The sequence below is a fragment of the Nocardia sp. alder85J genome (assembly GCF_020176955.2).
GTDB lineage: Bacteria > Actinomycetota > Actinomycetes > Mycobacteriales > Mycobacteriaceae > Nocardia.
Genome location: NZ_JAIUCZ020000004.1, coordinates 20,631 through 44,907 on the forward strand (window position 1 = coordinate 20,631; position 24,277 = coordinate 44,907).

The following is a 24,277-nucleotide window of genomic DNA, read 5'->3' on the forward strand; positions in this document are numbered from 1 at the left end:
CCCCGCCCTGGCGCGTCATCCGTTAACGAATGGCACACTGAGGGTCCGCGCCGGGCGAATATGTCCCGAAACTTCCGGCCGGACGGTCTCGACATCCGGCGTTTCGAACCGCTCGGTCGGCAATCGTCCCAGGCCGGCGCACGTGCAGCGCCCGCACTTCCGGCTTAACTACGGCGTTACCGGTGCAGGCTTTCGATCGATTATTTGCCAGCGCACCCTTCTTGTCATGAAGCAGGTCAGGATGGATCCTCGGACGAGACGCCGTTTGAACTCGGCCCGCCGGGTGCGAGATCTGCTCCGCGCGGCGATCGTTCACGAGGAGTTCCCCGCGGGTGCGCTGCCGGGTGAAGCCGAACTCATGTTGTCGTTCTGCGCGAGCCGGCAGGTGATCCGCGACGCGCTGGGTCTGTTGCGCGAAGAAGGGCTCATCAAGCGGGTGCAGGGGACGGGAACGTTCTCGGTCGCCTCCAAGGTGCGGCACGCGTTCAGTCATCTGCACGGTCCCGAGCCCGCGCTGGAACGGGTCTCGCATCGGATCCTGACGGTCACCCGGGAGGTCGCCGCGCCGCGCGTCACCGACCGGCTGGGCCTGCCGCGCGGCAGCGAGTGCGGGGTCATCGAATATCTGGCCGTCTTCGGCGACGAGCCGTACTACGTGTGCACCGCCTACGTGCCGCTGCCGCTGATCCGGGTGGTGGAGCGCGGCCGGTCGGTCACCGAGTGGTATCAGGTCTACGAGGCAGCGGGTTTCGAGATCGGCGTCACCGATCAGGCGGTGGAGGCGATCCTCGCCGACGACGAGGTGGCCGGTCTGCTCGACGTGCTGCCCGGCGCCCCGCTGATGCTGTTCGAGCGGCTGGTCCGCGACCGGACCGGACAGCCGCTGGAATACGCCTTCGCCCGGGTGCGCGGCGATCGCATCGCACTGCTGGCACAACTTCCCCGTCACAGCCGGCAGCGTCGCCCGCATCCATCGGCCCAGGAGACGTGATGCTCGGATATTTCGGACGACGACTGCTGATGACGATTCCGATTCTGATCGGTGTCTCGATCGTCATCTTCATCACCATCAAGATCATTCCCGGCGATCCGGTCGCCTCGATGCTGGGACCCACCGGCAGTCCCGAGGCCCGCGCCGCGCTGCACGCCCGGCTCGGCCTCGACAAACCGGTGCCGGTGCAATACGTGTCCTGGTTCTGGCACAGTCTCACCGGCGATTTCGGCACCAGCATGACCCGGCACACCGCGGTCGCGCCGATCGTGCTGGACGCGTTGAAGAACACGCTGGTGCTCACCGTCGCCGCCGCCGTGCTGGCGCTGGTGCTGGGGCTGGCGGTCGGAGCGCTGACCGGTCTGCGCCGCAACGGGATCGCGGCCCGGATCGGCAATGCGCTGGCCCTGTTCTCGATCTCGGTGCCGCAGTACTCGATCGGGCTGCTGCTGATCATCTACCTGGCCTCACAGGCGGGCCTGTTCCCGGTCGCCGGCATGCACAATCCCAACGGCGACGGCGGTTTCGGTGATCTGTTCAACCATCTGATCCTGCCCGCGATCACCGCGGCGCTGGTACCCGCCGGGATCATCGCGCGCATGTTCCGCTCGGCGGTGCTCGACGTGATGAGCATGGATTTCATCGAGGCGCTGCGAGCGCGCGGGCTGTCCCGGAACCGGGTGATGCTGCACGCCTTCCACAACACCGTACCCTCGCTGCTGACGGTGGCGGGCTTGCAGATCGGCTATCTGCTCGGCGGCGTGGTGTTCGTCGAGGCCGTATTCGCCTGGCCCGGAATCGGATTGCTGGTCTACCAGTCGATCACCCAGCGGGACCTGCCGGTGATCCAGGCCGGGGTGCTGGTCTCCGCCTTCGCCTTCGTGCTGGTCAACCTGGTGGTCGATGCGCTGCACGGCGTCATCGACCCTCGCATCCGCGCCTGACCACCCTTCGCGCTCACCTCTGACGGCAGTGTCGCCGGTTCCCTTCCCACCGACTCCTTCCGACCCGAACTGCCGAGGAGTGTTCGATGACAGTACTGGCCGAGGCCGTGACCCTGCCCGAAGCCCCCGCACGCCCCACCTCCCGTCGCCGCCGAATGCCGGTGAGCGCCACCATCGCCGCGGTGGTGATCCTGCTGATCATGCTGGCCGCCCTGATCGGGCCGCTGTGGGTCGGCGACCCGATCGCCGGTGACACCTCGCAGCGCCTGCTGCCCTTCGGTGCGCCCGGCCACCTACTCGGCACCGACGGCCAAGGCCGGGATGTGTTGTCCCGCTTGGTCAACGGTGGCCGGCTGTCGCTGCTGGCCGGTCTGATCCCGGTCGCGTTCGCCGCGCTCGTGGGCACCGGGCTCGGCGTCACCGCGGGCCTGTCCGGCAGATGGGGGCAGCGGCTGATCATGCGCACCCTGGACGTGTTCTACGCCTTCCCCGCGGTGCTGCTGGCGGTGGCGATCGCCGCCGCACTGGGATCGGGCCTGTCGAACGCGATCATCGCGCTCGCGGTGATCCTGGTGCCGCCGGTGGCCCGGGTCGCCGAGACCGAGACCCGCAAACTGGTGGATCTGGACTACATGGAGGCCGCACGGGCCAGCGGGGCGCGCCGCTCGGCGATCGCGCTGTGGCAGGTGCTGCCGAATGTGGCGCCGCCCGTGGTGGTCTACTGCACCGCCCTGATCGGCCTGTCCATCGTGTACGCCGCCGGCCTGAGCTTCCTGGGCCTGGGCATCTCGCCGCCGAAGGCCGAATGGGGCCTGATGGTCAGCGAGCACACCCAGTACATCTATTCCGCGCCGCTGCTGGCCGCGATTCCGGCGCTGGCCATCCTGATCACCTCGGTCGCCTTCAACGTCCTCGGCGACGGCCTGCGCGACCTGCTCGACGTGCGAGGGGAGATGCGGGCATGAACGGTCAGGAGCCGGCGGCGGCAGCGGAGCGTGACCACGGAGGCTCCCCGAGCATGCCCCGGGAATACCGCATGATGACCGAAGCGCCACCGCCGCTCGAAATCACCGATCTGACAACGACTTTCGTCTCCCGTAACCGCCGCACCGAGGTGGTCCGCGGCGTCTCGTTCACCGTCCGCCGCGGCGAGACCATGATGCTGCTCGGTGAGAGCGGCAGCGGCAAATCCGTCACGGCCCGCTCGATCATGCGGCTGTACGGCCCCTCCGCCGAGATCGGCGGCAGTGTCAAGCTCCTGGGCCGCGAACTGCTGGATCTGGCCGAGCCGCAACTGCGGGCGATCCGCGGCGCCCAGATCGCGCTGGTGCCACAGGATCCCACCGGCGCACTGGATCCGTTGCGCCGCATCGGTTCCCAGCTCACCGAGGTGCTCGCCGCGCACGGGGTGGAGCGGGTGCGCGGCGCCGCCCGCCGCCGGGCCGAGGAATTGCTGGCGCTGGTCGGCATCCCCGATCCGAAACGGGTGGCCGACAGCTATCCGCACGAACTGTCCGGCGGCATGCGCCAGCGCGCCGTGATCGCGATCGCGGTCAGCTGCGATCCGCAGGTGCTGATCGCCGACGAACCCACCACCGCGCTGGATGTCACCGTGCAGGCTCAGATCCTGGAACTGATCGCGGAATTGCAGCAGCGCCTGGGCATGGCGGTGCTGATGGTCACCCACGATGTCGGTGTCGCCGCGGAATTCGGCGGCCGGGTCGGCGTCATGTACGCGGGCAAATTGGTCGAGGAGGGCCCGGCCCGGCAGGTGCTGTCGTCGCCGCGGCATCCCTATACCGCGGGCCTGCTCGATTCGCTGCCCACGCCCGGAATTGCCCGCGGCGCACTGCGTTCCATCGTCGGCTCCCCGCCCTCGGTCGGCGCGTTCCCGCTCGGCTGCGCCTTCGCGGCCCGCTGCCCGCACGCACGGCGCTCGTGCGGCGAGGCGGATCCGCCGCTGGTCGCCGTCGGCGCGGACCGGGTGGCCGCGTGCCCCGTGGTCAATACCGAAGCGGCGGTGGCGTGATGACCACCGAACTGCTCCGCGCCGAGGGGCTCACCAAGACCTTCGGCAACGGCGTGCGCGCGGTCTCCGACGTGTCGCTGAGTGTCGCCCGCGGCGAAACCCTGGGTGTGGTGGGCGAATCCGGCTGCGGCAAGTCCACCACCGGCAAGATGCTGCTCGGACTGCTGGCCCCCGACAGCGGCTCGGTGACCTTCGACGGCGAACCGCTGGCCGGGCTGGGCAATGCCGAGTTGCGGGCATTGCGGGCCCGGTTGCAGGTGGTGCCACAGAATCCGCAGACCTCGCTGAATCCGCGGCTGCGGGTCCGGCAGTCGATCGAATTCAACCTGCGCGCCCACGGTGTCGACCGCGCGGCCCGTCGGCCGCGAGTATTGGAACTGCTGGAACGGGTGGGGCTGACCGCCGCGCACGCCGAACGGTTCCCGCACGAACTGTCCGGCGGCCAGTTGCAGCGGGTCGCGATCGCGCGGGCGCTGGCCACCTCGCCGGATCTGGTGGTCTGCGACGAGGCGGTGTCGGCGCTGGACAAGAGCGTGCAGGCGCAGGTGCTGAATCTGCTCGCCGACCTCCAGGCCGAGACCGGCGTCGCGTTCCTGTTCATCTCGCACGATCTGGCGGTGGTGGAACACATCTCCGATCGGGTCGCCGTGATGTATCTGGGCCGGGTGGTGGAAATTGCTCCGGCACAACAGCTCTGGTCGAATCCGCAACACCCGTACACGCAGGCGCTGCTGTCCGCGACGCCGGGCCGCGAGCGCGAGCGCATCGTGCTCTCCGGTGATCTGCCCAATCCGGCGAATCCGCCGTCGGGCTGCGGTTTCCGCACCCGCTGCCCGGTCGCCGAGGACGTCTGCGCCGACAGCTGGCCGCCGTTGACCGAGGCCGCACCCGGCCACCGGGCCGCCTGCATCCACGTCGGTCCGGTCGCCGTCCCGGGCTGACCCACCCCGCACCCACCAGCCACCGATGACCGCCCGATGGTCACCGGACGATCCCCCACGCCCCGGCCCGGTCCGGTAACCCCATCCCGAGAGGAAATGCCGTGTTCACGCCTCGCCATCTCACTCGCCGCCGAAAGCGGTCCCTGCTGCTCGGCGCCCTCGCCGCCGTTCTCGCGCTCATGCCGGCCGCCTGTGGCGGCAGCGCCACCAACGGCGGTGGCGGCGGCGGGAATACGCTGATCATCGGCATGACCGCCTCCGACATCCCGGTGCTGGACACCGGTCTCGCGCAGGGGCAGGGGTACGAGGGCCTGCGCTTCGTCGGCAACCAGCTCTACGACGGCTTGACGAAATTCGATCTGACCAAGGGTGACCAGATCCCGAAGATCATTCCCGATCTCGCCGAATCCTGGTCGCCCAACGCCGATCTCACCAGCTGGACGTTCAAGCTGCGGCCCGGCGTCACCTTCCACGACGGCACGCCGTGGAACGCCGACGCCGCCATCTTCAATCTGGATCGCTACGACAACAAGACCAGCCCGAACTACTACCAGGAACTCAACGCGCAGGGTGGCCTGTCCATCGCCGGGGTGAAGAGTTTCGAGAAGATCGACGATCTGACCATCCAGATCGACACCAACGGTCCGTGGGCCTATCTGCCCAGCGACCTGGCGACGGTGTACTTCGCCAGCCCCACCGCGGTGAAGGCGGAGGGGAACCAGGGGTTCGCCGAGAAGCCGGTCGGTACGGGGCCGTTCAAGTTCGATTCGATGGTCCGCGGCCAGCGCCTGGTGCTGGTGGCCAACGACAAGTACTGGGCCGGTGCGCCGAAGGTGTCGAAGGTGATCCTGCGGCCGATCCCGGATCCGACCGCCCGGGTGGCCGCGCTGCGCTCCGGTGAGGTCAACTGGATCGAGGTGCCGCCGCCGGACGACGTGCCGAACCTGAAGTCGCAGAACTTCCAGGTGCTCACCAATTCCTACGACCACATCTGGCCCTGGGTCTACAACATGACCAAGGCGCCGTTCGACAACCCGAAGGTGCGCGAGGCGCTGAACTGGGCGATCAACCGGCAGGCGCTGGTGGACAACATCCTCAAGGGCACCGCGGAACCCGCGCTCGGCTTCGTGCCGCACGCCAACGCCGCCTACCGCCCCGCCGACGACGGCTACGGCTACGACCCCGCGAAGGCGAAAGCGCTGCTCGCCGAGGCCGGTTACCCCAACGGCTTCTCGATGACGCTGTCGTATCCGACCAGCGGTTCCGGCAACATGGTGCCCACCCCGATGAACACCGCGTTGCAGACCGATCTGGCCGCGGTCGGGGTCAAGGTGGAGCTGAAGCCCATCGAATGGGCGGCGATGCTCAACGACTACTTCGCCGGCAAGATCCCGGACAACGCCGACGCGCTGAACATCTCGCTGAGCTATCAGCAGGAAGGCTTCTGGCGCAGCTGGTTCGGCACCGATTCGGCGATCAACGCGGGCAAGTACTCCAACCCGCAGGTGGACGCCCTGCTGGCCAAGGCCCGCACGGTGCTCGACGACACCGCGCGCTCGGATCTGTATTCGCAGGCCGGGCAGCTACTGCTGAAGGATTCCCCCTGGCTGGTGGTGGTCAACGACCGCAACCCGCGCGTACTGGCGGCGAATGTGCACGGCTTCGTGCAGCCCCAGTCCTGGTTCGCCGACCTGACCCAGCTCTCGGTCGGCTGAACCGATTCCGTCACCCACTCGAAAGGAAGACCGTCATGGCGATCCCCCGTGGACGCATCCGTGGCTTCGTGCGCCGCCCCACGCCGGCCGAGATGACCGAACTCGGCGCGGCCGAACATCTCTCGCTGACCCCGCGGGAGGCCGAGCAGTACGCCGAGATCCTCGACCAGATCCTCACCAATGTGGACCGGCTCGATGAACTGCACGCTCCCACACCGCCGTTGCAGTACACCGACCGTGATCCGGGCGGGCCGGTGTGCGACGCCGAGGACCCGTTCCACGCCTTCATCCGGCGCTGCCTGGTCCGCGGCGCCGCCGACGGCCCCCTGCACGGGCTCACCGTCGGGGTCAAGGACAACCTCGCGGTCGCGGGCATCCCGATCACCAATTCCTCACGGACGCTGAGCTATACGCCGACCACCGACGCGGTGGTGGTGGCCCGGTTGCTGGCCGCCGGGGCCGATGTCGTCGGCAAGACCAACCTCGACGACTTCTCCACCTCCGGCACCGGCGAATCCAGCTGGTACGGCCCGGCCCGCAACGCCGTCGACCCGGCACGCTCCTCCGGCGGCTCCTCGGGCGGCTCGGGTTCGGCGGTGCGTTCCGGCGCGGTCGATCTCGCGATCGGTGTCGACGAGGGTGGCTCGGCGCGAATTCCGGCCTCCTTCAACGGGATCGTGTCCATCAAGCCCAGCCAGGGCCTGGTGCCCTCGCACGGGCTGACCTACATGGACCACACCATCGACGCGGTCTGCCCGATGGCGGCCACGGTCGAGCTGACCGCGCGCATGCTCGACGTGATGAGCGGTCACTCCGACCGCGATCCGCAGTGGGTGCGAGCGCTGCCCGCCCCGACCACCGCCGCCGCCGAACTCGGCGGCGGCGTGGCGGGCCTGCGGATCGGGGTGGTCACCGAGGCCCGGGATCCGGCGCTGTGCGAGCCCGGCGTGCTCGCGGCCTTCGAAAGTTGCTGTGCGACATTGGAAGCCGCGGGCGCCACGGTGGTCCCGGTCTCGGTGCCGCTGTGGTCGGACGCGTGGGCGGTGGAGACCACGTTGCTGCTGCACCTGGCCTGGCTCAACACCCAGGCCGACGGCGCGGGCTACTCGCATCTGGGCGAGGTCGACGTGGAACGCACGCACGCCTTCGGCATGGTCCGCCGGCTGGAGGCCGATTCGTTCCCGCCGTTCTTCAAGGTGTGGCTGCTGGGCGGAAGGTACCTGCACGACAAGTACTTCTCCACCTACTTCGCCAAGGCCGCGAACCTGCGCCGCGCGCTGATCGCCCAGATCGACGCGGTGTTCGGCAGCTGCGATCTGCTGGTCACCCCGACCACGCCGCAGGTGGCCCCGGTACTGCTGGACCGGCCCGCCGAGGATCCGGAGCTGTTGTCGCGCGGTACCACCATGGTCGCCAACACCTGCGTGCTCAACCTGTCCGGGCATCCGGCGCTGGCGGTGCCCAGCGGCACCGATCCGGAGACCTCGATGCCCACCTCGATCCAGATCATCGCGCCGCTGTGGCAGGACGCGCTGACCTTCCGCGCCGGTGCGGTGATCGAGGCGGCGGTGGGGGTCATGCCCGGCGGAACGGCCACGGAACCGGCCGGGTCGCGATGACCGGCGCCGCGGCCGCGCGGCATGTCCTTCCCGATTCGGTGGAACCGGGGGCGCGCCGCCGGTTCCACCTGGTCGTCCTCGTCGCCGGGGTCGGGTTCGGGCTGACCGCACCGTTCACCGCCCTGCTCGTGGTGGGGCTCGGCGGCTCGCCGGAATGGGCGGCCGTCGTGGTCTCCTCCATCGGATTGTCGCTGCTGCTGGTCGATTTCGTCGGCACCCGGTTCGTGCCGCGGGTGCCGTCGCGGACCGCGCTGACGGTGTCGCTGCTGGTGTTCGGCGCCGGCTGCCTGCTGTCGGCGGCGACCGGCAGCTGGGAGGTCGTCGGAATCGCCCGGGTGCTCCAGGGTTTCGGGTCGGCGCTGTTCCTCGGCGGCGGGGTCGCGCTCGCGATCCGCCTGGTGGGCAGCGAAACCCGCGGGCGGGCGATCGGGACGTTCAACGCGTTCTGGTTCCTCGGCGTGGCCACCGGGCCGCTGGGCGGCGGTCTGATCGCCACCGTCGCGCCCGGTCCGGACGGGCTGCGCTGGCTGTTCGCGGTCTGCGGCGTGGTCAACCTGGTCGGCGCCGTGGCCGCCTGGTACCTCACCCCGCGCTGGGTGTCGCCACAGCCGCCGCGGTTCGGGCTGCCGTCCGGGCTCGGCGTGCGCGGCCGCCGGATGTGGTCGGCGCTGGTCCTGGCCGGACTCGGTCAGGCCGTGCGATCCGGGCTGGCCCTGACCCTGGTGCCGCTGCTCGGCGACAAGCTCGGGATGAGCTGGATCGCGTTGGGCGCCGGGCTGTTCGCGCTGGCGCTCACCGATATCGGCACCATGCACTTCGGCGGCGGGCTCAGCGACCGGTTCGGCCGGCAACTGCCGCTGGCGCTCGCGCTGGCCTGGGGGACGGTGGCCGTCGGCGTCCTCGCCATCGTCGTGCACAGCCCGGCCGGATTCTTCGTCGGCGCGCTGGCCACCGGGGTCACCGTCGGCGCCACCTGGGTGGTCCCGGCCGCGATGACCATCGACCTCGCCGAGAATCCGGAGGGCGCGCTCGCGGTCTACCGGATCGCCTGCGACATCGGGATGCTGGCCGGCGGCCTGTTCGCCGCCGCCGGGATCGCCGCGGGCGGGGTGCGCGCCGCCCTCGCGGCCACCTCCGTCCTGTTGTTCGGCGGCCTGCTGCTCACCCTCACCGTGCGCGAGACCCTGCCCCGGCCGTCGCGCCCGATCCTGTTGAAGGAGAAGATCATGCCCCTGCCCCCACCCGAGGAATTCGCCGTACTGGCGACGAATTCCGACATCACGCTCACCCCCGAGCGATTCGCCCAGGCCTACGCCACCCACGTGCGGTACCGCGCGGAACTGGAACGGCTGCGCGCGATTCCGCTGCCGTTCGTCGAGACCGTCAGCGAGCCCGCCACCGCGCTGGCCTGGATCGAGGACGGGGGCAAGCCGTGAGCGACCTCGCCGACCTCACCGCCACCGAACTGCTCGACGCGTTCGGCGCCGGCACCGCCACCCCGAGCGACGCCGTGGCGGCCTGCCTGGCCCGCATCGAGGCCACCGAACCGGCCGTGAACGCGGTGATCACCCTGCTGGCCGACCGCGCACTGGACGCCGCGGCCGAATCCGATGCCCGCTGGCGGGCCGGCACCGCCCGGCCGCTGGAGGGAATTCCCTTCGGCCTCAAGGACATCGTGGCCACCGCGGGCATCCGCACCACCGGCGGCTCGGCCCTCTACCGGGACTGGGTGCCCGAGGCCGACGCGGTGCTGGCGTCCCGATTGTCCACCGCCGGAGGGGTGTTGGTGGCCAAGCTCGCGACGTTCGAATTCGCCTGCGGCGGTGCGGTGAACAAGACCTTCGGCCCGACCCGCAATCCGTGGGATCCGCGCCGCACCACCGGCGGCTCCTCGTCGGGCTCCGGCGCGGCGGTCGCCTTGGGCCAGGTGCCGCTGGCGATCGGCACCGACACCGGCGGCTCGATCCGCATCCCCAGCTCCTTCTGCGGCATCACCGGCATCAAGGCCACCTACGGCCGGGTGCCCCGGCACGGGGTGATGGGATTGTCCTGGACGATGGACCACGCCGGGCCGATGACCCGCAGCGTGGCCGACGCCGCCCTCATGCTCGACGTGATCGCCGGGCCCGATCCGCTCGACCCGACCACACTGCCCGTCGAGGAGACCCCGTTCGCCGCCGCCCTCGGCGCCGACGTCGCCGGGCTGCGGGTCGCCCGCAACCGCGGCTTCCTGGAGGCCGAGATGCATCCGGAGGTCGCCGCGAGTTACGAAGCGGCACTGGCGGAACTGACCGCACTCGGGGTCGAGATCGTGGATGTCGAGCTGCCGACCTTCGATCTGGCGGCGGTGGCCGGCTGGTGGATCATCTATGCCGAGATGCTGTCGCTGCACGAGGGCCACGTCGGCAAGATCGAGGACCGCGACGAGATGGGCGCCTCGCTGCTGGGCGCGGCGCCGTTCGTCAGCGCCGCGGATTACCTGCGCGCCTTGCGGTTACGGCCACTGTTCCAGCAGGAACTGGCCGCCGCGATGACCGGCTGCGCGGCCCTGGTCACCCCCGCGATGACCGCGCTGCCGCCGTTCATCGCCGACGAGATGACCTCGGACCTGGGCGGCCGCGAGGTGCCGTGGCTGGACGCGGCGTGCCGGGTGTCGGTGCCGTTCAACCTGACCGGCAGCCCGGCCCTGGTGCTGCCCTCGGGCGAGGTCGGCGGGCTGCCGACCAGCCTCCAGTTCGTCGGCCGCCCCCGCGACGAGGCCACCCTGTTCGCCCTCGGCAGCGCCTACCAGGCCGCCACCACCCATCATCTGCGCCGCCCCACCCTGCCCGCGGCGATCTGAGGAGTACTCCGATGTATCTCACCATCACCGACGCCGCCGCCGCCCTGCGCGCGGGCGAGACCACCTCGGTGGCGCTCACCGAGACCGCCTACGCCGCCGCCGACGCGCACGACGCGGCGCTGGGGGTCTACCTGGCCCGCTACGACGAGACCGCGCTGGCCGCCGCCGCCAAGGCGGACGCCGAACTGGCCGCGGGCAACGACCGCGGGCCACTGCACGGAATTCCCTTGGGTATCAAGGACATCATCACCACCGAGGAGGGGGAGACGACGGCGCAGAGCCTGATCCTCGACCGCTCCTGGGGCAGGAATGTGGACGCGCCGGTGGTGGCCCGGCTGCGCGCCGCCGGTGCGGTGATCACCGGCAAGACCACCACCATGGAATACGCCATCGGCACCCCGGATCCGGACAAGCCGTTCCCGATCCCGCGCAATCCCTGGAACACCGCGCACTATCCCGGCGGCTCCAGTTCGGGCACCGGCAACGGGGTGGCCGCGGGCCTGTTCCTCGGCGGTCTCGGCACCGACACCGGCGGCAGCATCCGCTACCCCGCGACCAGTTGCGGCATCACCGGTTTGAAGCAGACCTTCGGCCGGGTGCCCAAAGCCGGTTGTGTCCCACTGGGTTACAGCTACGACCATATCGGCCCGATGGCCCGCAGCGCGGCCGACTGCGCGGTGATGCTGGCCGTGCTCGCCGGGCACGACGGCCGGGACGCGACCTCGGTCGACCGCCCCGTCGACGACTACACCGGCGGCCTGACCGGATCATTGGCCGGGCTGCGGATCGGATTCGATCCGCTGCTGGGCAATTCGCCGATGACCGTGCCGGAACTGGAACCCGCGCTGCGCGCGGCGGTGGCCGAACTGGTCGCCGCCGGCGCCGAGATCGTCGACGTGCGGTTGCCGCTGTACGACGAGCTCACCGCCACCACGATGGTCGGCATGACCGCCGAGGCATTCGCCTACCACCGGCCGGATCTGCGCGACCGCTGGCTGGACTACGGCGCCGGCACCCGGATGGCCGTCGCCACCGGCGCCCTGGTGGCCTCCGGCGACTACGTCCAGGCGCAGCGGGTCCGCCGGGTCGGTCAGCGCAAGGTGGCGGAGCTGTTCGCGGAGGTGGATCTGATCGTCACGCCGACGAGCGCCTGTGGTGCACCGGAAGTGGAGAAGCTGTCGCTGGAGAGCATCGTCGACGCGCTGCACACGCCGTACTGGAACGCCCTGGGCAATCCGGCGATGTCGGTCCCGATGGGTTTCACCGACGACGGCCTGCCGCTGGGCCTGCAGATTATCGGCAAACCCTTCGACGAGGCCACCGTGCTCGCCGCCGGATACGCCTACCAGCAGCGGACGTCCTGGCACCGCCGGCTGCCGCCGCTGTGAAATTCGTTGCTGTAGAGAGGAATACCCATGTCCGCAGATCCCGCCGTCGTCGTCCCGGCCATGCTGGCCGCGGCCGGTCTGGAACCCCGTGAGGAGGAGGTGGCGCACATGATCGCCGAATTCCCGGCCCGCGCCGCCTCGATCGAGAAGCTCTACGCCGTGGCGGAGGCCCGCTACGAGGAACCCTGCCTCGTCTTCCACGCCGAACTCTGAACGAGACCACCCCGGCCGCTGCCGTTGCGCCGCAACCCTGTGAGTGCGGGACGGCAGTGGCCGGTCGGCGATGACCAGTGCGGCGGCCGGTGTCACTGCTACCCGCGCGGCAATCGCACGACGCGGATGAAGAAATTGTCGATCTGCCGGATCGCGGACAGGAACTGCGGCAGGTCGACCGGTTTGGTGACATACGCGTTCGCGTGCAGCCGGTAGGAGCGGAGGATGTCCTCCTCCGCCGAGGACGTGGTGAGCACGACCACCGGGATGGGCGCCAGGTCCGGGTCGGACTTGATCTTCTCCAGCACCTCCCGGCCGTCGTATTTGGGCAGGTTCAGATCCAGCAGGATCAGATCCGGCCGCGGCGCGTCGATGTGCTCGCGGCGGCGGTAGAGGAAGTCCAGCGCCTGCTCGCCATCGTGACAGACGTACAGCTCGTTGCGGATCTTGTTGTCCTCGAACGCTTCCCGGGTGATGAGCTCGTCGGCGGGGTCGTCCTCGACCAGCAGGATCGCGATCGCGGCGGCGGGGTCGGTCATGCGTGGGCTCCTTCGACGGTGTCGGCGGCGTCGGTGCCGCCGGCGCCGTCCTCGTCCGGGGTGGCGGGTGTGGACACGGGCAGGGTGAAACAGAGGCGGGCGCCGTCGGGATAGTCGGTGTCCACCCGGATCTTGCCGCCGTGATACTCGACGATCTTGCGGCACAGGGCCAATCCGACCCCGGTGCCGGTGTAGGCGTCCCGGGAGTGCAGGCGCTGGAAGATCACGAACACCTTCTCCGCGAATTCGGGCTGGATCCCGATCCCGTTGTCGCTCACCGTGAACAGCCACATCCCCGGCTGCTCGTCGGGCCGGCGTTCGACGGTGACCACCGGGCTGCGGTCGGCGTGCCGGAATTTCAGGGCGTTGCCGAGCAGGTTCTGCCACAACATCACCAGCGCCGGCGGATCGCCGCTGACCTCGGGCAGATCGTCCGGATAGTCGATGCGGCCGCCGCTGTCCTCCAGGGCGACAGCCAGATTCGCCACCGCCTCGGTCACCACCGGGGTGAGCGCGACCGATTCGCGGCTGTCGTGCACCCGCCCGACCCGGGAGAAGGCGAGCAGATCGTTGATCAGCGTCTGCATACGTTTCGCGCCGTCGACGGCGTAGAAGATGTACTGGCGGCCGCGGTCGTCGATCTTGTCGTTGTAGCGCTTCTCCAGCATCTGGCAGAACGCCGCCACCTTCCGCAGCGGCTCCTGGAGATCGTGCGACGCCACATAGGCGAACTGCTCCAATTCGCCGTTGGAGCGCTGCAATTCGGCCGCGCGGGCATCGAGTTCCCGGGCCTGGCGGCTCAGCTCGTCCCGCTGCTCCCGCACGGCCGCCAGCGCCTCCACCATGCGCTGCCGCATGTTCTCCACGTCCTCGGCGACACTCGCCAGATCGGCGGGCCCCCGGACCGGGATCCGGCTGTCGTAGTCGCCGCCGGCCACCCGCCGCGACGCGCTCGCCAGCCCGGTCATCGGCCCGGTCACCAGCACCCGCACCAGCGCCACCAGCGCCAGCCCGGTCAGCAGATACACCACCACCAGGCCGATCAGCACCACATCGCGGACCGCCCGCGTGTGCGTCAGATCGGCGCGTCCCGCCGTGACCGCCCGCCCCAGATCGGCATCCAGACGCACCCAGCTCGCCCGCACGTCGTCGAAGGACTTCTTACCGGCATCGGTCCCGGTCTTGTCCTGGGCGCGCGGGCTGCCCGGGGTGACGGCGGCGATCACCGGATCGGCGTAGCCGTGCTGCCACACCGCCGCGGCCGCCTGCGCGGCATCGAGATCGGTGACCAGGTCATCGCGCCCGGCGACCAGCGCCCGCAGCCGCGCCGCGGCCCGATCCTGATCCTGACGCCCCTGCTCGTAGGGTTGCAGGAACTGCCGATCCGCGGCGATGGCATAGCCACGCACCCCGGTCTCCTGGTCCACCACCGCGGCCTGCAACCGATACGATTCGGTGCGCGCGGGCTGGATCTGCTGGAGCAACTGATCGGAGACCTGCGCCGTGCGCGCGAGCATCTGCGCGCCCACCGCCGTCCCGATCATCACCAGCAACGCCATCAGCGCCACCACCAGCACGAACCACCCCTGCACCGTGATCCGCCGCCACCACGGCCCCGGCTGCCTCCGCGCCCACACGGCCACCGTTCACCATCCTCGATCCGGCCACCACTGCCCCGCAGGTCTCGAGGGATATCGATGGAGTCGTCCCACCCTAACCGTCGCGGCCCGGCCCGGAAGCGCCGCAGGGGCAATCGTATCCGCCGCCCGTGGGCGGATCACCCGAGATCGAGGACGGCCTTGCCCGCCAGCGTGCGACCGGCCAGCGCGGACACCGCCTCGCCGACGCGTTCCCAGCTGCCGCGCCAGCCGATCGCGGGCCGCAGTCGCCCCGCCTCCATCAGATCCAGCAGTATCCGGAAATGCTTGCCGCGGTCGGTGAGCCCGCCCCCGTTGTACACGGAGACGAGACTGATCGGCTGCCGCCGCCCCAGGGTCGATGCGACGGGAAAGACCGCGGCCTGCCCGGAGGCCCAGCCCACGCTCTGCACGCTGCCGCCCTCGGCCAGCAGTGCGTAGGCCCGCACCAAGGCGGACCCGCCCACCTGATCGATCACCAGGTCGACCGGCCGATCGATGTCGTCGAGCCCGACCACCACCTCGTCCGCGCCCAACTCCCGCAACCCTGCCCCGCGTTCCACCGCGCCGACCGAGGCGATGACATGCGCCCCGGAGATCTTCGCCAGCTGCACCGCGAAGGTCCCGACACCCCCCGAGGCGCCGGTGACCAGCACCCGCAGCCCGGCGACCGGCCCGGCCTGCCGCAACGCCCGCAGCGCGGTCCCCGCCGCCACGGGCAGCGTCGCCGCCACCCCGAGTTCGATCGAATCCGGCACCACCGCGACATCGATGCTGTCGACCGCCCGCAACCGGGCCCAGCCCCCGTGGTCGGCATAGGACACGACCCGGCTCCCGACCGGCGGCCCGCTCCCGTCGGCCGCCGCCGCGACGACGATCCCGGTCGCGTCGAACCCGAGCACCGTGCCCGGCTCCAGCACCCCGGCCAGGAACGGTTCGGCGGAATTGAGCGAGGTGTGCCGCACATCGATGAGCACCTGTCCCGGACCGGGTTCCGGCTCCGGGGCCTCGGCGAAACCGACCCCGGACGCAGCCGCTGGATCGACGACGATCGCTCTCATACCCACAACCTTCCGACACCCTGTACCCGACCGTGTCAGTCTGCGGCGCGACGACCGGACCGGTCCAAGGCCTTCTGGCATAGCCTGTGGTTATGGATGTTCATATTCGGGACCTGCGCTATTTCGTGGCGGTCGCGGAAGAACTCAACTTCACCAAGGCCGCCGCCCGGGTCTTCGTCTCCCAGCCCGCCCTGAGCAAACAGATCGGCCAACTCGAAACACATCTGCGCACAGAGCTTTTCCATCGCGACCGCCGCGGCGTCACCCTCACCCCGGACGGCGAGGTGCTACTACCGAGCGCGCGCGGCATCCTCGCCGAATGGGATACCGCCAACCGCACCCTGGCCGACGCCCTGCGGCAACGGAGCCGGACCCTGACGGTGGGTTTCCATACCCGGATCGGCCGCGGCCTGATCCCCGGCGTCACCGCGGACATGGCCCGGACGGAACCGGACCGGCGCCTGCACTTCCGCCAGATCAGCTGGGCCGACCCCACCGTCGGCCTCGCCGACGACACGGTCGACATCGCCGTCGCCTGGCTACCCCTGCCGGACACCACGCGGTTCGGCTTCCAGGTCGTCGCCCGGGAGGACCGCTGGGTGGCCCTGCCGCTCCACCACCGCCTCGCCGCCCGCCCGAGCATCCCGTTCGCCGAACTCGCCGCCGAACCCGTCGTCGCCCTGCCTGCCACCGCGGGCCCCCTGCGCGACTTCTGGCTGGCCACCGACCACCGCACCGTCGCGCCCGTGATCGCCGCCGAAACCGAAACGGCCGAGGAGACTTTCGAGGCCATCGCCGCCGGCCTCGGCATCGCCCTGGTCGCCGAGGGCAACACCCACATCTACGATTCCCCCGATGTGGTCTTCCGCCCCGTCACCGGAATCGCCCCGAGCGAACTGGCGGTGGTCTGGCGCGCCGACGACCACCGCCCGATCCTGCGCACCTTCGTCTCCGCCTGCACCCGCTGCCTGTGCGGGCCGTCGGCGCAATCCGCCGCCACCTCATAGCCCCGATTGTCTGAATCACCTGCGGTACAACATCTTTCCGACAGCACGCCCTACCGCGGCCGGCGGTGGAAATTCGAGGTCCCGCCGAGACCCCGGGGCTCTACGATGGTGGTGGGCGCTCGGCGAACGATCAGGGGGTTGTATTCGTGGATCCTGTTGTAGTGGAGGCCGGGACGACGTTGGTGAAGCTGATGGCCACCGACGCCTGGCCCGATGCGAAGGCCGCCGTCACCGGCTGGTGGCAGCAACACCACCCCGGCCAGGCCGGGCAGCTCGGCGCCGATCTGGACCTGCTCCGCGCCGAAGTCGTCGAAGCCGGCGCCGACCGCCCGATCCTGGACGCCCTCACCGGCGAGTGGCAGCTCCGCCTCCGCCGCCTGGTCGCCACGAATCCCGCACTACTGGAGCAACTCCGGCGCCTGGTCACCGACCACCTCACCCCGCTGCTGCGCACCCCGGCCGACACCACGGTCACCCAGACCGCCACGGTGACCGGCGACGGCAACACGACCATCCAGGCGGGCCGCGACGTCTCGGTCTCCCGCAACCGATCGATCACGATCGACACCGGCGGCGGCGATTTCCACGGCACCGCCGTCAGTGGCGACCACAACCGCGTGGTGCACGCCCCCGGCGCGGTGATCGGCGCGATCGGCGACAACAACACCCAGGTCAACCACTTCCATCGGCCCCGGTAGGGCTGCCGCGCGAGGTCCGCACGGCGCGGTGACGATGGATCGCCGCATGCGGCCCGGCGGTGGCAGCGGCCGCCGGCGCTGCCGGAAGCGCTGCGCGGCACCGACTTCGAGGCCCCATTCCAATGGCGGTCCATCGCATTGCCGTGGATGTCGCACTGCGAGAGAGCAGTTCGGAAACCGTCGCCGGAAGCCGGGCGGCCGACGCGAAAACCACTCGAACAGACGCCGATCCACCGCGCACAATGCGATCGTGATCCTGCTCGTTCCCGCCGATGTCCTCCGCCCGCGCCGCGTCGACGAGCATTTCGCCGCCGAGGCGGAGGCCGCTCGTTCCGCCGGAATGGTGGTCGCACTGATCGATCACGATGCGCTGACCGGATCCGGCGGCGCCGAGCAGGCGGTGCGCGCGGTCCGGACCGCAGGGCAGGCGTGGTACCGCGGCTGGATGCTGCGCAGTGCGGACTATGCCGCGCTCGCGCAGGCCCTGCGGCCGCGCGGCGTCACCCTGCGGACCGCTCCCGAGCAGTACCGGCGAGCGCACGAGCTACCCGGTTGGTACGCAGCGCTGTCCGGCCTGACGCCGCGGACGGTGTGGACCGCGGGTGACGGCGACGCGCAATTCGACCGGGCGCGTGACGAACTCGGCTCCGGTCCTGCCGTGCTGCGCGACTACACCAAGTCGATGAAGCACTACTGGCGCGAGGCGGTGTACATCCCCGAACTGGCCGACGCCCCCGCCGCCCGGCAGGTCGCGCACCGCTTCCGGGAACTGCGCGGCGAGGACATGACCGGCGGGTTCGTGCTCCGGCAGTTCGAGCACTTCACCACGGCCGAGGTCCGCACCTGGTGGATCGACGGCCACTGCGCGCTGATCGGCCCGCACCCCGACACTCCCGACGTACTACCGGCGCCCGAGGTCGATTTCGCGGCACTCGGCGGGCCGATCGCGACTCTGTCCCTCCCGTTCGTCACAGCCGACTTCGCGCGGCGGTCCGACGGCGCCTGGCGCGTGATCGAACTCGGTGACGGGCAGGTCAGCGACCGGCCGCGAACCGTCCCGCCCGAGGCGCTGATCACGGCCCTCCGCAAGGGTTCTCACGGCTGACCGCGCCGGATCCCGGTTCCATATGGGCACGCTGGGGGTCACCGATGCGCCGCGGCAACGGAATTCGGTCTCCGCGCGGCGGGCCGCCTCACGGGACCGGATCCGCCACCGGCTCCCGCAGTTCGGTCAGCAGCGCGCGCAGGGTCTCGCGCTGGGCGGGGGACAGCGGGGCGAACACCTCGGCGGCCGCGAGCCGGCGGGCCTCCGACAGCCGGTCGCGGGCGGCGCGGCCCGCGTCGGTCGGCTCGAGCAGGGTGGAGCGGCGGTTGGCCGGGTCGGCGACGCGGCGGACCAGCCCGGCCGCCTCCAGGGCGTCGGCCAGCGTGGTGACCGTGCGCGGCACCACGTCGAGGCGGGCGGCCAGATCGACCATGCGCATCGGCTCGTCGGCCCGGGCGATCACGCGCAGTGCGCGGGCCTGCGCGGGGGTCAGGCCGAGCGGGGCCAGATGCGCGGCCTGGTTGCGCCGCATCCGCTTGGAGACCTCGAAGAACAGGTCGGGCAGTTCGTTCTCGGAGGGGGCTGTCACGCCGCTGAGCTTACCTCATTGTTCGAGGGAACAATTATGAGCCATGCTCAGTTGGAGCAAGTGTTGATCGTCGAAGGAGTACCACGTGCCACGTTCGCAACTGCGCCGGATACTCCGGCTGTTCACCCCGTATCGAGGGCAACTCACCGTGATGGCGCTGCTGGTGGCGCTGTCCGCCGTCGTCTCGCTGGCCTCACCGTTCCTGCTGCGCGCCGTCCTGGACGTGGCGCTGCCGCAGGGCCGCACCGGTCTGCTCACCCTGCTCGCCGCGGGCATGATCGTGGTCTCGGTGGCGACCAGCGTGTTCGGCGTTTCGCAGACCTACATCTCCACCGCGGTCGGCCAGCGGGTCATGCACGACCTGCGCACCGCCGTCTACGCCCGGTTGCAGCAGATGCCGCTGGCCTTCTTCACCACCACCCGCACCGGTGAGGTGCAGTCCCGCATCGCCAACGACATCGGCGGCATGCAGTCCACGGTCACCTCCACGGCGACCTCCCTGGTCTCCAACTTCACCGCGGTGACCGCGAGCGTCATCGCGATGATCGCGCTGGACTGGCGGCTGACGCTGGTCTCGCTGATCATGCTGCCGTTCTTCGTGTGGGTCTCGCGGCGCGTCGGCAACGAACGCCGCCGCCTCACCGCGCGCCGGCAGAAGCAACTCGCCTCGATGTCCGCGATCGTGGAGGAGTCGCTGTCGGTCAGCGGAATCCTGCTGGGCCGCACCATGGGTCGCGCACCCGCCCTGACCCGGAACTTCGCGGCCGAATCCCACGAGCTGGCGGATCTCGAACTGCGCGCGAGCATGGCGGGCCGGTGGCGGCAGTCCACCATCCAGATGGTCATGTCCGCGATGCCCGCGGTGATCTACTGGGCCGCGGGACTGACCGTCTCGCACGGACATTCGCTGGTGTCGATCGGCACCCTGGTCGCGTTCACCACCCTCCAGGGCGGCCTGCTGCGGCCGCTCGTGATGCTGTTGCAGACCGGCGTCGACGTGCAGAGTTCGCTGGCCCTGTTCACACGCATCTTCGAATACCTCGACCTGACCCCCGACATCACCGAATCCGCCACCCCCGCGAGCCTGCCGCGACCCACCGGAACGGTGGACTTCGAGCACGTCGGATTCGCCTACGACGGCGCCGAGACCCCGGCGCTGCGCGATATCGACCTGCACGTCCCCGCCGGCTCCAGCCTGGCCGTCGTCGGCGCCACCGGCTCCGGCAAGACCACGCTCAGCTACCTGGTGCCGCGCCTCTACGACGTGACCGCGGGCCGGGTGCTCATCGACGGCACCGATGTGCGCGACCTGTCGTTCGCGGACCTGGCCCGCGCCGTCGGTGTGGTGTCCCAGGAGACCTACCTGTTCCACGCCTCCGTCGCCGACAACCTGCGCTTCGCCAAACCGGACGCCACCGACGAGGAACTGCACCGCGCGGCCCGCGCCGCCCAGATCCACGACCACATCGCGAGCCTGCCCGACGGCTACGACACCGTCGTGGGGGAGCGGGGCTACCGCTTCTCCGGCGGCGAGAAGCAGCGCCTGGCACTGGCCCGGACCATCCTGCGGGACCCGCCGATCCTGGTGCTGGACGAGGCGACCAGCGCCCTCGACACCCGCACCGAGCGCGCGGTCCAGGACGCGATCGACACCCTGGCGGCGGGCCGCACCACCATCACCATCGCCCACCGCCTCTCCACGGTCCGCGACGCGGACCAGATCGTGGTCCTGGACCACGGCCGGATCGCCGAACGCGGCACCCACGACGAACTGGTCGCCGCGCGCGGCGCCTACGCCGCCCTGCTGGCCCGCGCCGGCGAGTCGGTACCCGCCGCCGCCTGATCGCCCGTTGCACCCCTCCGGCCGGTGATCGGTCGACATGCCACCGGCGCGGTGCGGTCGGACAGGCGGCAGGAAGGCCGACGGCGCCGGCGCGGGCAGATCAGCCGACGCGGGCCGCAGTTGCTGGTCGGGCGTGCGATCGCCCGCCGCGCGGCACGGGAACCTGTACCGGTCCGTGCCGCACCCTGTCGGCCGAATTCCGCTGCGTCACATCGTCTTCGCGCCGTCGATCGCCTCGCGGAGGATGTCGGCGTGCCCGGCGTGCTGGGCGGTCTCGGCGATGATGTGCAGCAGGACGCGGCGAGCGGAGCGCCGGCCACCGGGTTCGAGCCACGGGGCCGCCGGCAGGGGGTGGGAGGCGTCGAGGTCGGGCAGTGTCGCCACCAACTCGTCGGTGCGCTCGGCGACCTCGTCGTAGGCGGCGAGCACCCCGGCCAGGGTTTCCCCGGGCAGCATGCGGAACTCGTCCGCGCGCCGGGCGTAGTCCTCCTCGGTCCAGTCGGAGAACGACTTGCCGCCGCCGAGTGCGTCCGGCCCGTGCAGGATGAAGTCGACCCAGCCCCGCTCACCGCCGGTCACGTGCTTGATCAGCCCGCCCAGGCACAGTTCGCTGACCGTGGTGCGGGCGGCCGCCTGCTCGTCGGTCAGGCCCCGGGTGGTGAAGCGCAGGAAGGCGCGGTGGGTGCGCAGTGCGTCGAGCAGGTCGGCGCGCTCGCCGGTGCGGATCTCGGTGCCGGTCATGGATGTGGTTCCTCTCGTCGTTCCGATGTCGTCGCCTACGCTAGGAGCCATTGGTGCCAGTTTCTGTCCTGAATGCACGAGGTGTCGGAAGATGTCCGGAACAAGTGTGCGGATGTTGCGCTTGCTGTCGCTGTTGCAGACGCATCGCTTCTGGCCGGGGGAGGAACTGGCCGAGCGGCTGGGTGTCTCGGTCCGCACGCTGCGCCGCGATGTCGATCGGCTGCGCGAACTGGGTTATCCGGTGCGCGCACAGCGCGGGGTCGCCGGCGGATATCAGCTCACCGCGGGCGCGGCCCTGCCGCCGCTGGTCCTCGACGACGACGAGGCCGTCGCCCTCGCCCTCGGATTGCAGTCCACCGCGCAGTCGACCGTGGCCGGCATCGCGGAGTCCTCGGTGCGCACCCTGGCCACACTGCTGCCGGTGATGCCGCCGCGCCTGCGCCGCCGGATCGACGCGGTGCGCGCGATGACGCTGTCCGCGGAAACGCCCGGCCCCGAGCCGATTCCGGAAACCGATCCGGATGTGCTCGTGGTCCTCGCCCAGGCCTGCCGCGACACCGAACGCCTGGAATTCGACTACTGCGACGCCGACGGCCGCGCCTCGGCCCGCCGCGTCGAGCCGCTACGGCTGGTCTCGGCCCGCCGCCGCTGGTATCTGGTCTGCTACGACCTGGACCGGCACGATTGGCGCAGCTTCCGGCTCGACCGGCTGAGCCGCCCGCACCCCACCGGAATCCGATTCCGCCCCCGGGACCTGCCCGCCGAGGACGCCGCCGCCTTCATCCGCCGCCAACTGGACAACGTGCCGCGCCCCTACGAGATCGAGGTCCTGCTGCACACCGACGCCGACACCGCCGCCCGCCGCATCGGCCGCTGGGCGACCCTGGAACCGGTCGACGACGAGCATTGCGTACTCCGCATGAGTGTCGACCAGATGCACTGGCCCGCAACAGCTCTGGGCCTGGCCGGGGTCGAGTTCACGATCCGCTCCGCCCCGGAACTGACGGCGATGCTGGCCGAATGGAGCGAACGCTTCGCGCGGGCGGTCGCGCGCGGACGGCCGTGATCACGGCGATCTCCGACCGGCGTTGTCCGGCAAGGCATTACCCTGATGCCCATGTCCGGGTTCAGGAAGGGCGAGCGACTCGCGGTGTTCGGGGGCGGCGCCGTGTTCGGTGGATTGGTGCTCGTCGTCGCCCCTGTCTGGCTGGGCTGGGCGCTCGGCGGCGGATTCGGGCTCGCCTGTGGAATCTGTGTGGGGGTCGTGGGTCTGCTCGCCCTGCTCACCGGAGGCGGCCTGTTGTGGGCGATGTCCCACGACAGCGATTGACGGCGTGTTCACACGGCCGCGCGACGGTTCGGTGAACCGGTCAGGAATCTCGGGGTCGCCCGGCCGGTGACCGCCCGGGGCGACAATGCGGTCAGGACGTGACCCACTGCGGCCTCCAGATCCCACCACCCGTCGAGCAGCACATGCTCGGGCAGGGCGGGGCTGACCGACGCTGCACCGTCGCGAGTGGCGGCCTGCCGCTGCAAGGCCGCGGTGAGCAGCGGGACCAGCATCTGCCGGCGTCGCCAGGGCAGCGGCCGGGGCCAGGCGACCGCCAGGATCTTCGCGGGCCTCGCGAGATCGAACCAGCCTCGCAACAGGATGTCGTCGGGCAGGTCCGGCCCGACATAGGGCGTGTCGTGATGCGAATCGGATTGTGCCCGTAGCGCTTCGGTGAGCAATCGCGCCAACCTCTGCTCCGCCGGTTCCGGCACCGGCCGCACGGCGCCCGCGGTGGCCGCCGCGCGCACCCGCATCCACTCCCGCAACAGATCCGCCATGTGCTGCCCCCACCGTCCCTCCGGCTCGTCGTCGGCCGGGCGCGGCGGCACCTGCGGAGGGTCGGCCGCAGGCCGCCGCGGCTCGACCGTGTCCGGACATCCGGTCGCCGCGGAATCGGCGGGCGCCATGGCATATTCGTTGTCACCGGAGATCTCGCGCGTCGCGTCGGCATCGTGCGGCGGCCGCCCTCGTCGTGTGCGGTATGCCGTCAGCCGGAATACATCCATCACGTGCCCCTTTCTCGCGTTGTGACGGAGGCGGGTGATACCTCGCACGACCAGCAAGCATTGCGACAATTGCACCGGGATGCAACCCTTTCCGGGCTCGTATCTTGCAGGCGTCCGTGAATTCCGTTCGAAACTCCGCCGATTCGTAGGCCCTGTGGCGGGTGGACCCCGAACCCGTGGGAATGCGGGTGCGGACACCTTGTTTTCGTAGGACAGCCGGGCTCTTCGAGCCGTCCCACCAGCGCGAAGTGCGATATCGGCCCGGATCGCGTAGGACTGGGCATCCCGATCCCTACAAATTGTAGGACCGCCGCCGCGAACTCCCATACTCTGTGGGTCCCGGCTCGAAAATCCGCGACATGAAGGCGTTTTCGGTA

At 70.5% G+C, this 24,277-nt stretch carries 23 protein-coding genes; 17 read left to right on the forward strand and 6 right to left on the reverse strand.

Annotation, left to right across the window (positions count from 1 at the left end):
- The first annotated feature begins 226 nt into the window (after nt 1-226).
- From LBW94_RS16040 to LBW94_RS16090, 11 genes are all read left to right on the forward strand, one after another.
- On the forward strand, nt 227-991 hold the full coding sequence (locus LBW94_RS16040) for a GntR family transcriptional regulator (RefSeq protein ID WP_225059420.1): 765 nt from the start codon (nt 227-229) through the stop codon (nt 989-991).
- Entirely contained in the window at nt 991-1,935 is a 945-nt protein-coding gene (locus LBW94_RS16045; RefSeq protein ID WP_225059421.1) for an ABC transporter permease, read from the forward strand. The genes LBW94_RS16040 and LBW94_RS16045 overlap by 1 nt, the downstream gene beginning before the upstream one ends.
- 86 nt (nt 1,936-2,021) lie before the next feature.
- On the forward strand, nt 2,022-2,900 hold the full coding sequence (locus LBW94_RS16050; RefSeq protein ID WP_225059422.1) for an ABC transporter permease: 879 nt from the start codon (nt 2,022-2,024) through the stop codon (nt 2,898-2,900).
- A 53-nt stretch (nt 2,901-2,953) separates the two neighbouring features.
- Nucleotides 2,954-3,964, forward strand: a complete 1,011-nt coding sequence (locus tag LBW94_RS16055; protein WP_225059423.1) for an ABC transporter ATP-binding protein — start codon at nt 2,954-2,956, stop codon at nt 3,962-3,964.
- Nucleotides 3,964-4,905 (forward strand): ABC transporter ATP-binding protein, encoded by a 942-nt coding sequence (locus LBW94_RS16060; RefSeq protein ID WP_225059424.1) that lies wholly within the window; start codon nt 3,964-3,966, stop codon nt 4,903-4,905. Before LBW94_RS16055 ends, LBW94_RS16060 begins: the two co-directional genes overlap by 1 nt.
- Before the next feature lie 101 nt (nt 4,906-5,006).
- A complete protein-coding gene (locus LBW94_RS16065) occupies nt 5,007-6,620 on the forward strand; it encodes an ABC transporter substrate-binding protein (protein WP_225059425.1) in 1,614 nt (537 codons plus the stop codon).
- A gap of 35 nt (nt 6,621-6,655) precedes the next feature.
- A complete protein-coding gene (locus LBW94_RS16070; RefSeq protein WP_225059426.1) occupies nt 6,656-8,239 on the forward strand; it encodes an amidase family protein in 1,584 nt (527 codons plus the stop codon).
- Complete coding sequence (locus tag LBW94_RS16075) at nt 8,236-9,675, forward strand: MFS transporter (protein WP_225059427.1); 1,440 nt, start codon at nt 8,236-8,238, stop codon at nt 9,673-9,675. The genes LBW94_RS16070 and LBW94_RS16075 overlap by 4 nt, the downstream gene beginning before the upstream one ends.
- Nucleotides 9,672-11,081 carry an amidase gene (locus tag LBW94_RS16080; protein WP_225059428.1) on the forward strand — a complete coding sequence of 470 codons (1,410 nt, stop codon included), beginning with the start codon at nt 9,672-9,674 and terminating at the stop codon, nt 11,079-11,081. Before LBW94_RS16075 ends, LBW94_RS16080 begins: the two co-directional genes overlap by 4 nt.
- An 11-nt stretch (nt 11,082-11,092) precedes the next feature.
- Nucleotides 11,093-12,469 carry an amidase gene (locus LBW94_RS16085; protein WP_225059429.1) on the forward strand — a complete coding sequence of 459 codons (1,377 nt, stop codon included), beginning with the start codon at nt 11,093-11,095 and terminating at the stop codon, nt 12,467-12,469.
- A 27-nt stretch (nt 12,470-12,496) separates the two neighbouring features.
- A complete protein-coding gene (locus LBW94_RS16090) occupies nt 12,497-12,682 on the forward strand; it encodes a hypothetical protein (RefSeq protein ID WP_225059430.1) in 186 nt (61 codons plus the stop codon).
- Nucleotides 12,683-12,780: 98 nt separating this feature from the next.
- Here the strand turns inward: LBW94_RS16090 and LBW94_RS16095 are convergent, their stop codons facing one another.
- The 3 genes from LBW94_RS16095 to LBW94_RS16105 all read right to left on the reverse strand — a co-directional run bounded on the left by LBW94_RS16095 (nt 12,781) and on the right by LBW94_RS16105 (nt 15,919).
- Nucleotides 12,781-13,221, reverse strand: a complete 441-nt coding sequence (locus tag LBW94_RS16095) for a response regulator (protein ID WP_225059431.1) — start codon at nt 13,219-13,221, stop codon at nt 12,781-12,783.
- Nucleotides 13,218-14,864, reverse strand: coding sequence for a sensor histidine kinase (locus LBW94_RS16100; protein ID WP_225059432.1), 1,647 nt, complete (start codon nt 14,862-14,864; stop codon nt 13,218-13,220). The genes LBW94_RS16095 and LBW94_RS16100 overlap by 4 nt, the downstream gene beginning before the upstream one ends.
- 134 nt (nt 14,865-14,998) lie before the next feature.
- A complete protein-coding gene (locus tag LBW94_RS16105) occupies nt 14,999-15,919 on the reverse strand; it encodes a zinc-binding dehydrogenase (RefSeq protein ID WP_225059433.1) in 921 nt (306 codons plus the stop codon).
- A gap of 92 nt (nt 15,920-16,011) precedes the next feature.
- Here LBW94_RS16105 and LBW94_RS16115 point away from each other — a divergent pair, with 92 nt between their 5' ends.
- The 3 genes from LBW94_RS16115 (at nt 16,012) to LBW94_RS16125 (ending at nt 18,729) form a co-directional block, all read left to right on the forward strand.
- Nucleotides 16,012-16,926 carry a LysR family transcriptional regulator gene (locus LBW94_RS16115; protein WP_323137875.1) on the forward strand — a complete coding sequence of 305 codons (915 nt, stop codon included), beginning with the start codon at nt 16,012-16,014 and terminating at the stop codon, nt 16,924-16,926.
- A gap of 146 nt (nt 16,927-17,072) precedes the next feature.
- Nucleotides 17,073-17,624: a hypothetical protein gene (locus tag LBW94_RS16120; protein ID WP_225059434.1), complete on the forward strand. Its 552-nt coding sequence runs from the start codon at nt 17,073-17,075 to the stop codon at nt 17,622-17,624.
- Nucleotides 17,625-17,874: 250 nt separating this feature from the next.
- On the forward strand, nt 17,875-18,729 hold the full coding sequence (locus tag LBW94_RS16125) for an ATP-grasp domain-containing protein (protein ID WP_225059435.1): 855 nt from the start codon (nt 17,875-17,877) through the stop codon (nt 18,727-18,729).
- A gap of 88 nt (nt 18,730-18,817) precedes the next feature.
- Here the strand turns inward: LBW94_RS16125 and LBW94_RS16130 are convergent, their stop codons facing one another.
- A complete protein-coding gene (locus LBW94_RS16130; protein ID WP_225059436.1) occupies nt 18,818-19,258 on the reverse strand; it encodes a MarR family winged helix-turn-helix transcriptional regulator in 441 nt (146 codons plus the stop codon).
- 151 nt (nt 19,259-19,409) lie between these two features.
- Here LBW94_RS16130 and LBW94_RS16135 point away from each other — a divergent pair, with 151 nt between their 5' ends.
- Nucleotides 19,410-21,101, forward strand: a complete 1,692-nt coding sequence (locus LBW94_RS16135) for an ABC transporter ATP-binding protein (protein WP_225059481.1) — start codon at nt 19,410-19,412, stop codon at nt 21,099-21,101.
- Nucleotides 21,102-21,308: 207 nt separating this feature from the next.
- Here the strand turns inward: LBW94_RS16135 and LBW94_RS16140 are convergent, their stop codons facing one another.
- The gene (locus tag LBW94_RS16140) at nt 21,309-21,842 is read right to left on the reverse strand and encodes a DinB family protein (protein ID WP_225059437.1); all 534 of its coding nucleotides are present in this window, start codon (nt 21,840-21,842) and stop codon (nt 21,309-21,311) included.
- A gap of 91 nt (nt 21,843-21,933) precedes the next feature.
- On the opposite strand from LBW94_RS16140, the gene LBW94_RS16145 reads away from it, so the two are divergent.
- Both LBW94_RS16145 and LBW94_RS16150 read left to right on the forward strand, forming a co-directional pair.
- Entirely contained in the window at nt 21,934-22,908 is a 975-nt protein-coding gene (locus LBW94_RS16145) for a helix-turn-helix transcriptional regulator (RefSeq protein ID WP_225059438.1), read from the forward strand.
- Nucleotides 22,909-22,959: 51 nt separating this feature from the next.
- Nucleotides 22,960-23,172: a hypothetical protein gene (locus LBW94_RS16150; RefSeq protein WP_225059439.1), complete on the forward strand. Its 213-nt coding sequence runs from the start codon at nt 22,960-22,962 to the stop codon at nt 23,170-23,172.
- 8 nt (nt 23,173-23,180) lie between these two features.
- Here LBW94_RS16150 and LBW94_RS16155 read toward each other — a convergent pair whose 3' ends face one another.
- The gene (locus LBW94_RS16155; protein ID WP_225059440.1) at nt 23,181-23,900 is read right to left on the reverse strand and encodes a hypothetical protein; all 720 of its coding nucleotides are present in this window, start codon (nt 23,898-23,900) and stop codon (nt 23,181-23,183) included.
- Nucleotides 23,901-24,277 lie beyond the last annotated feature (377 nt).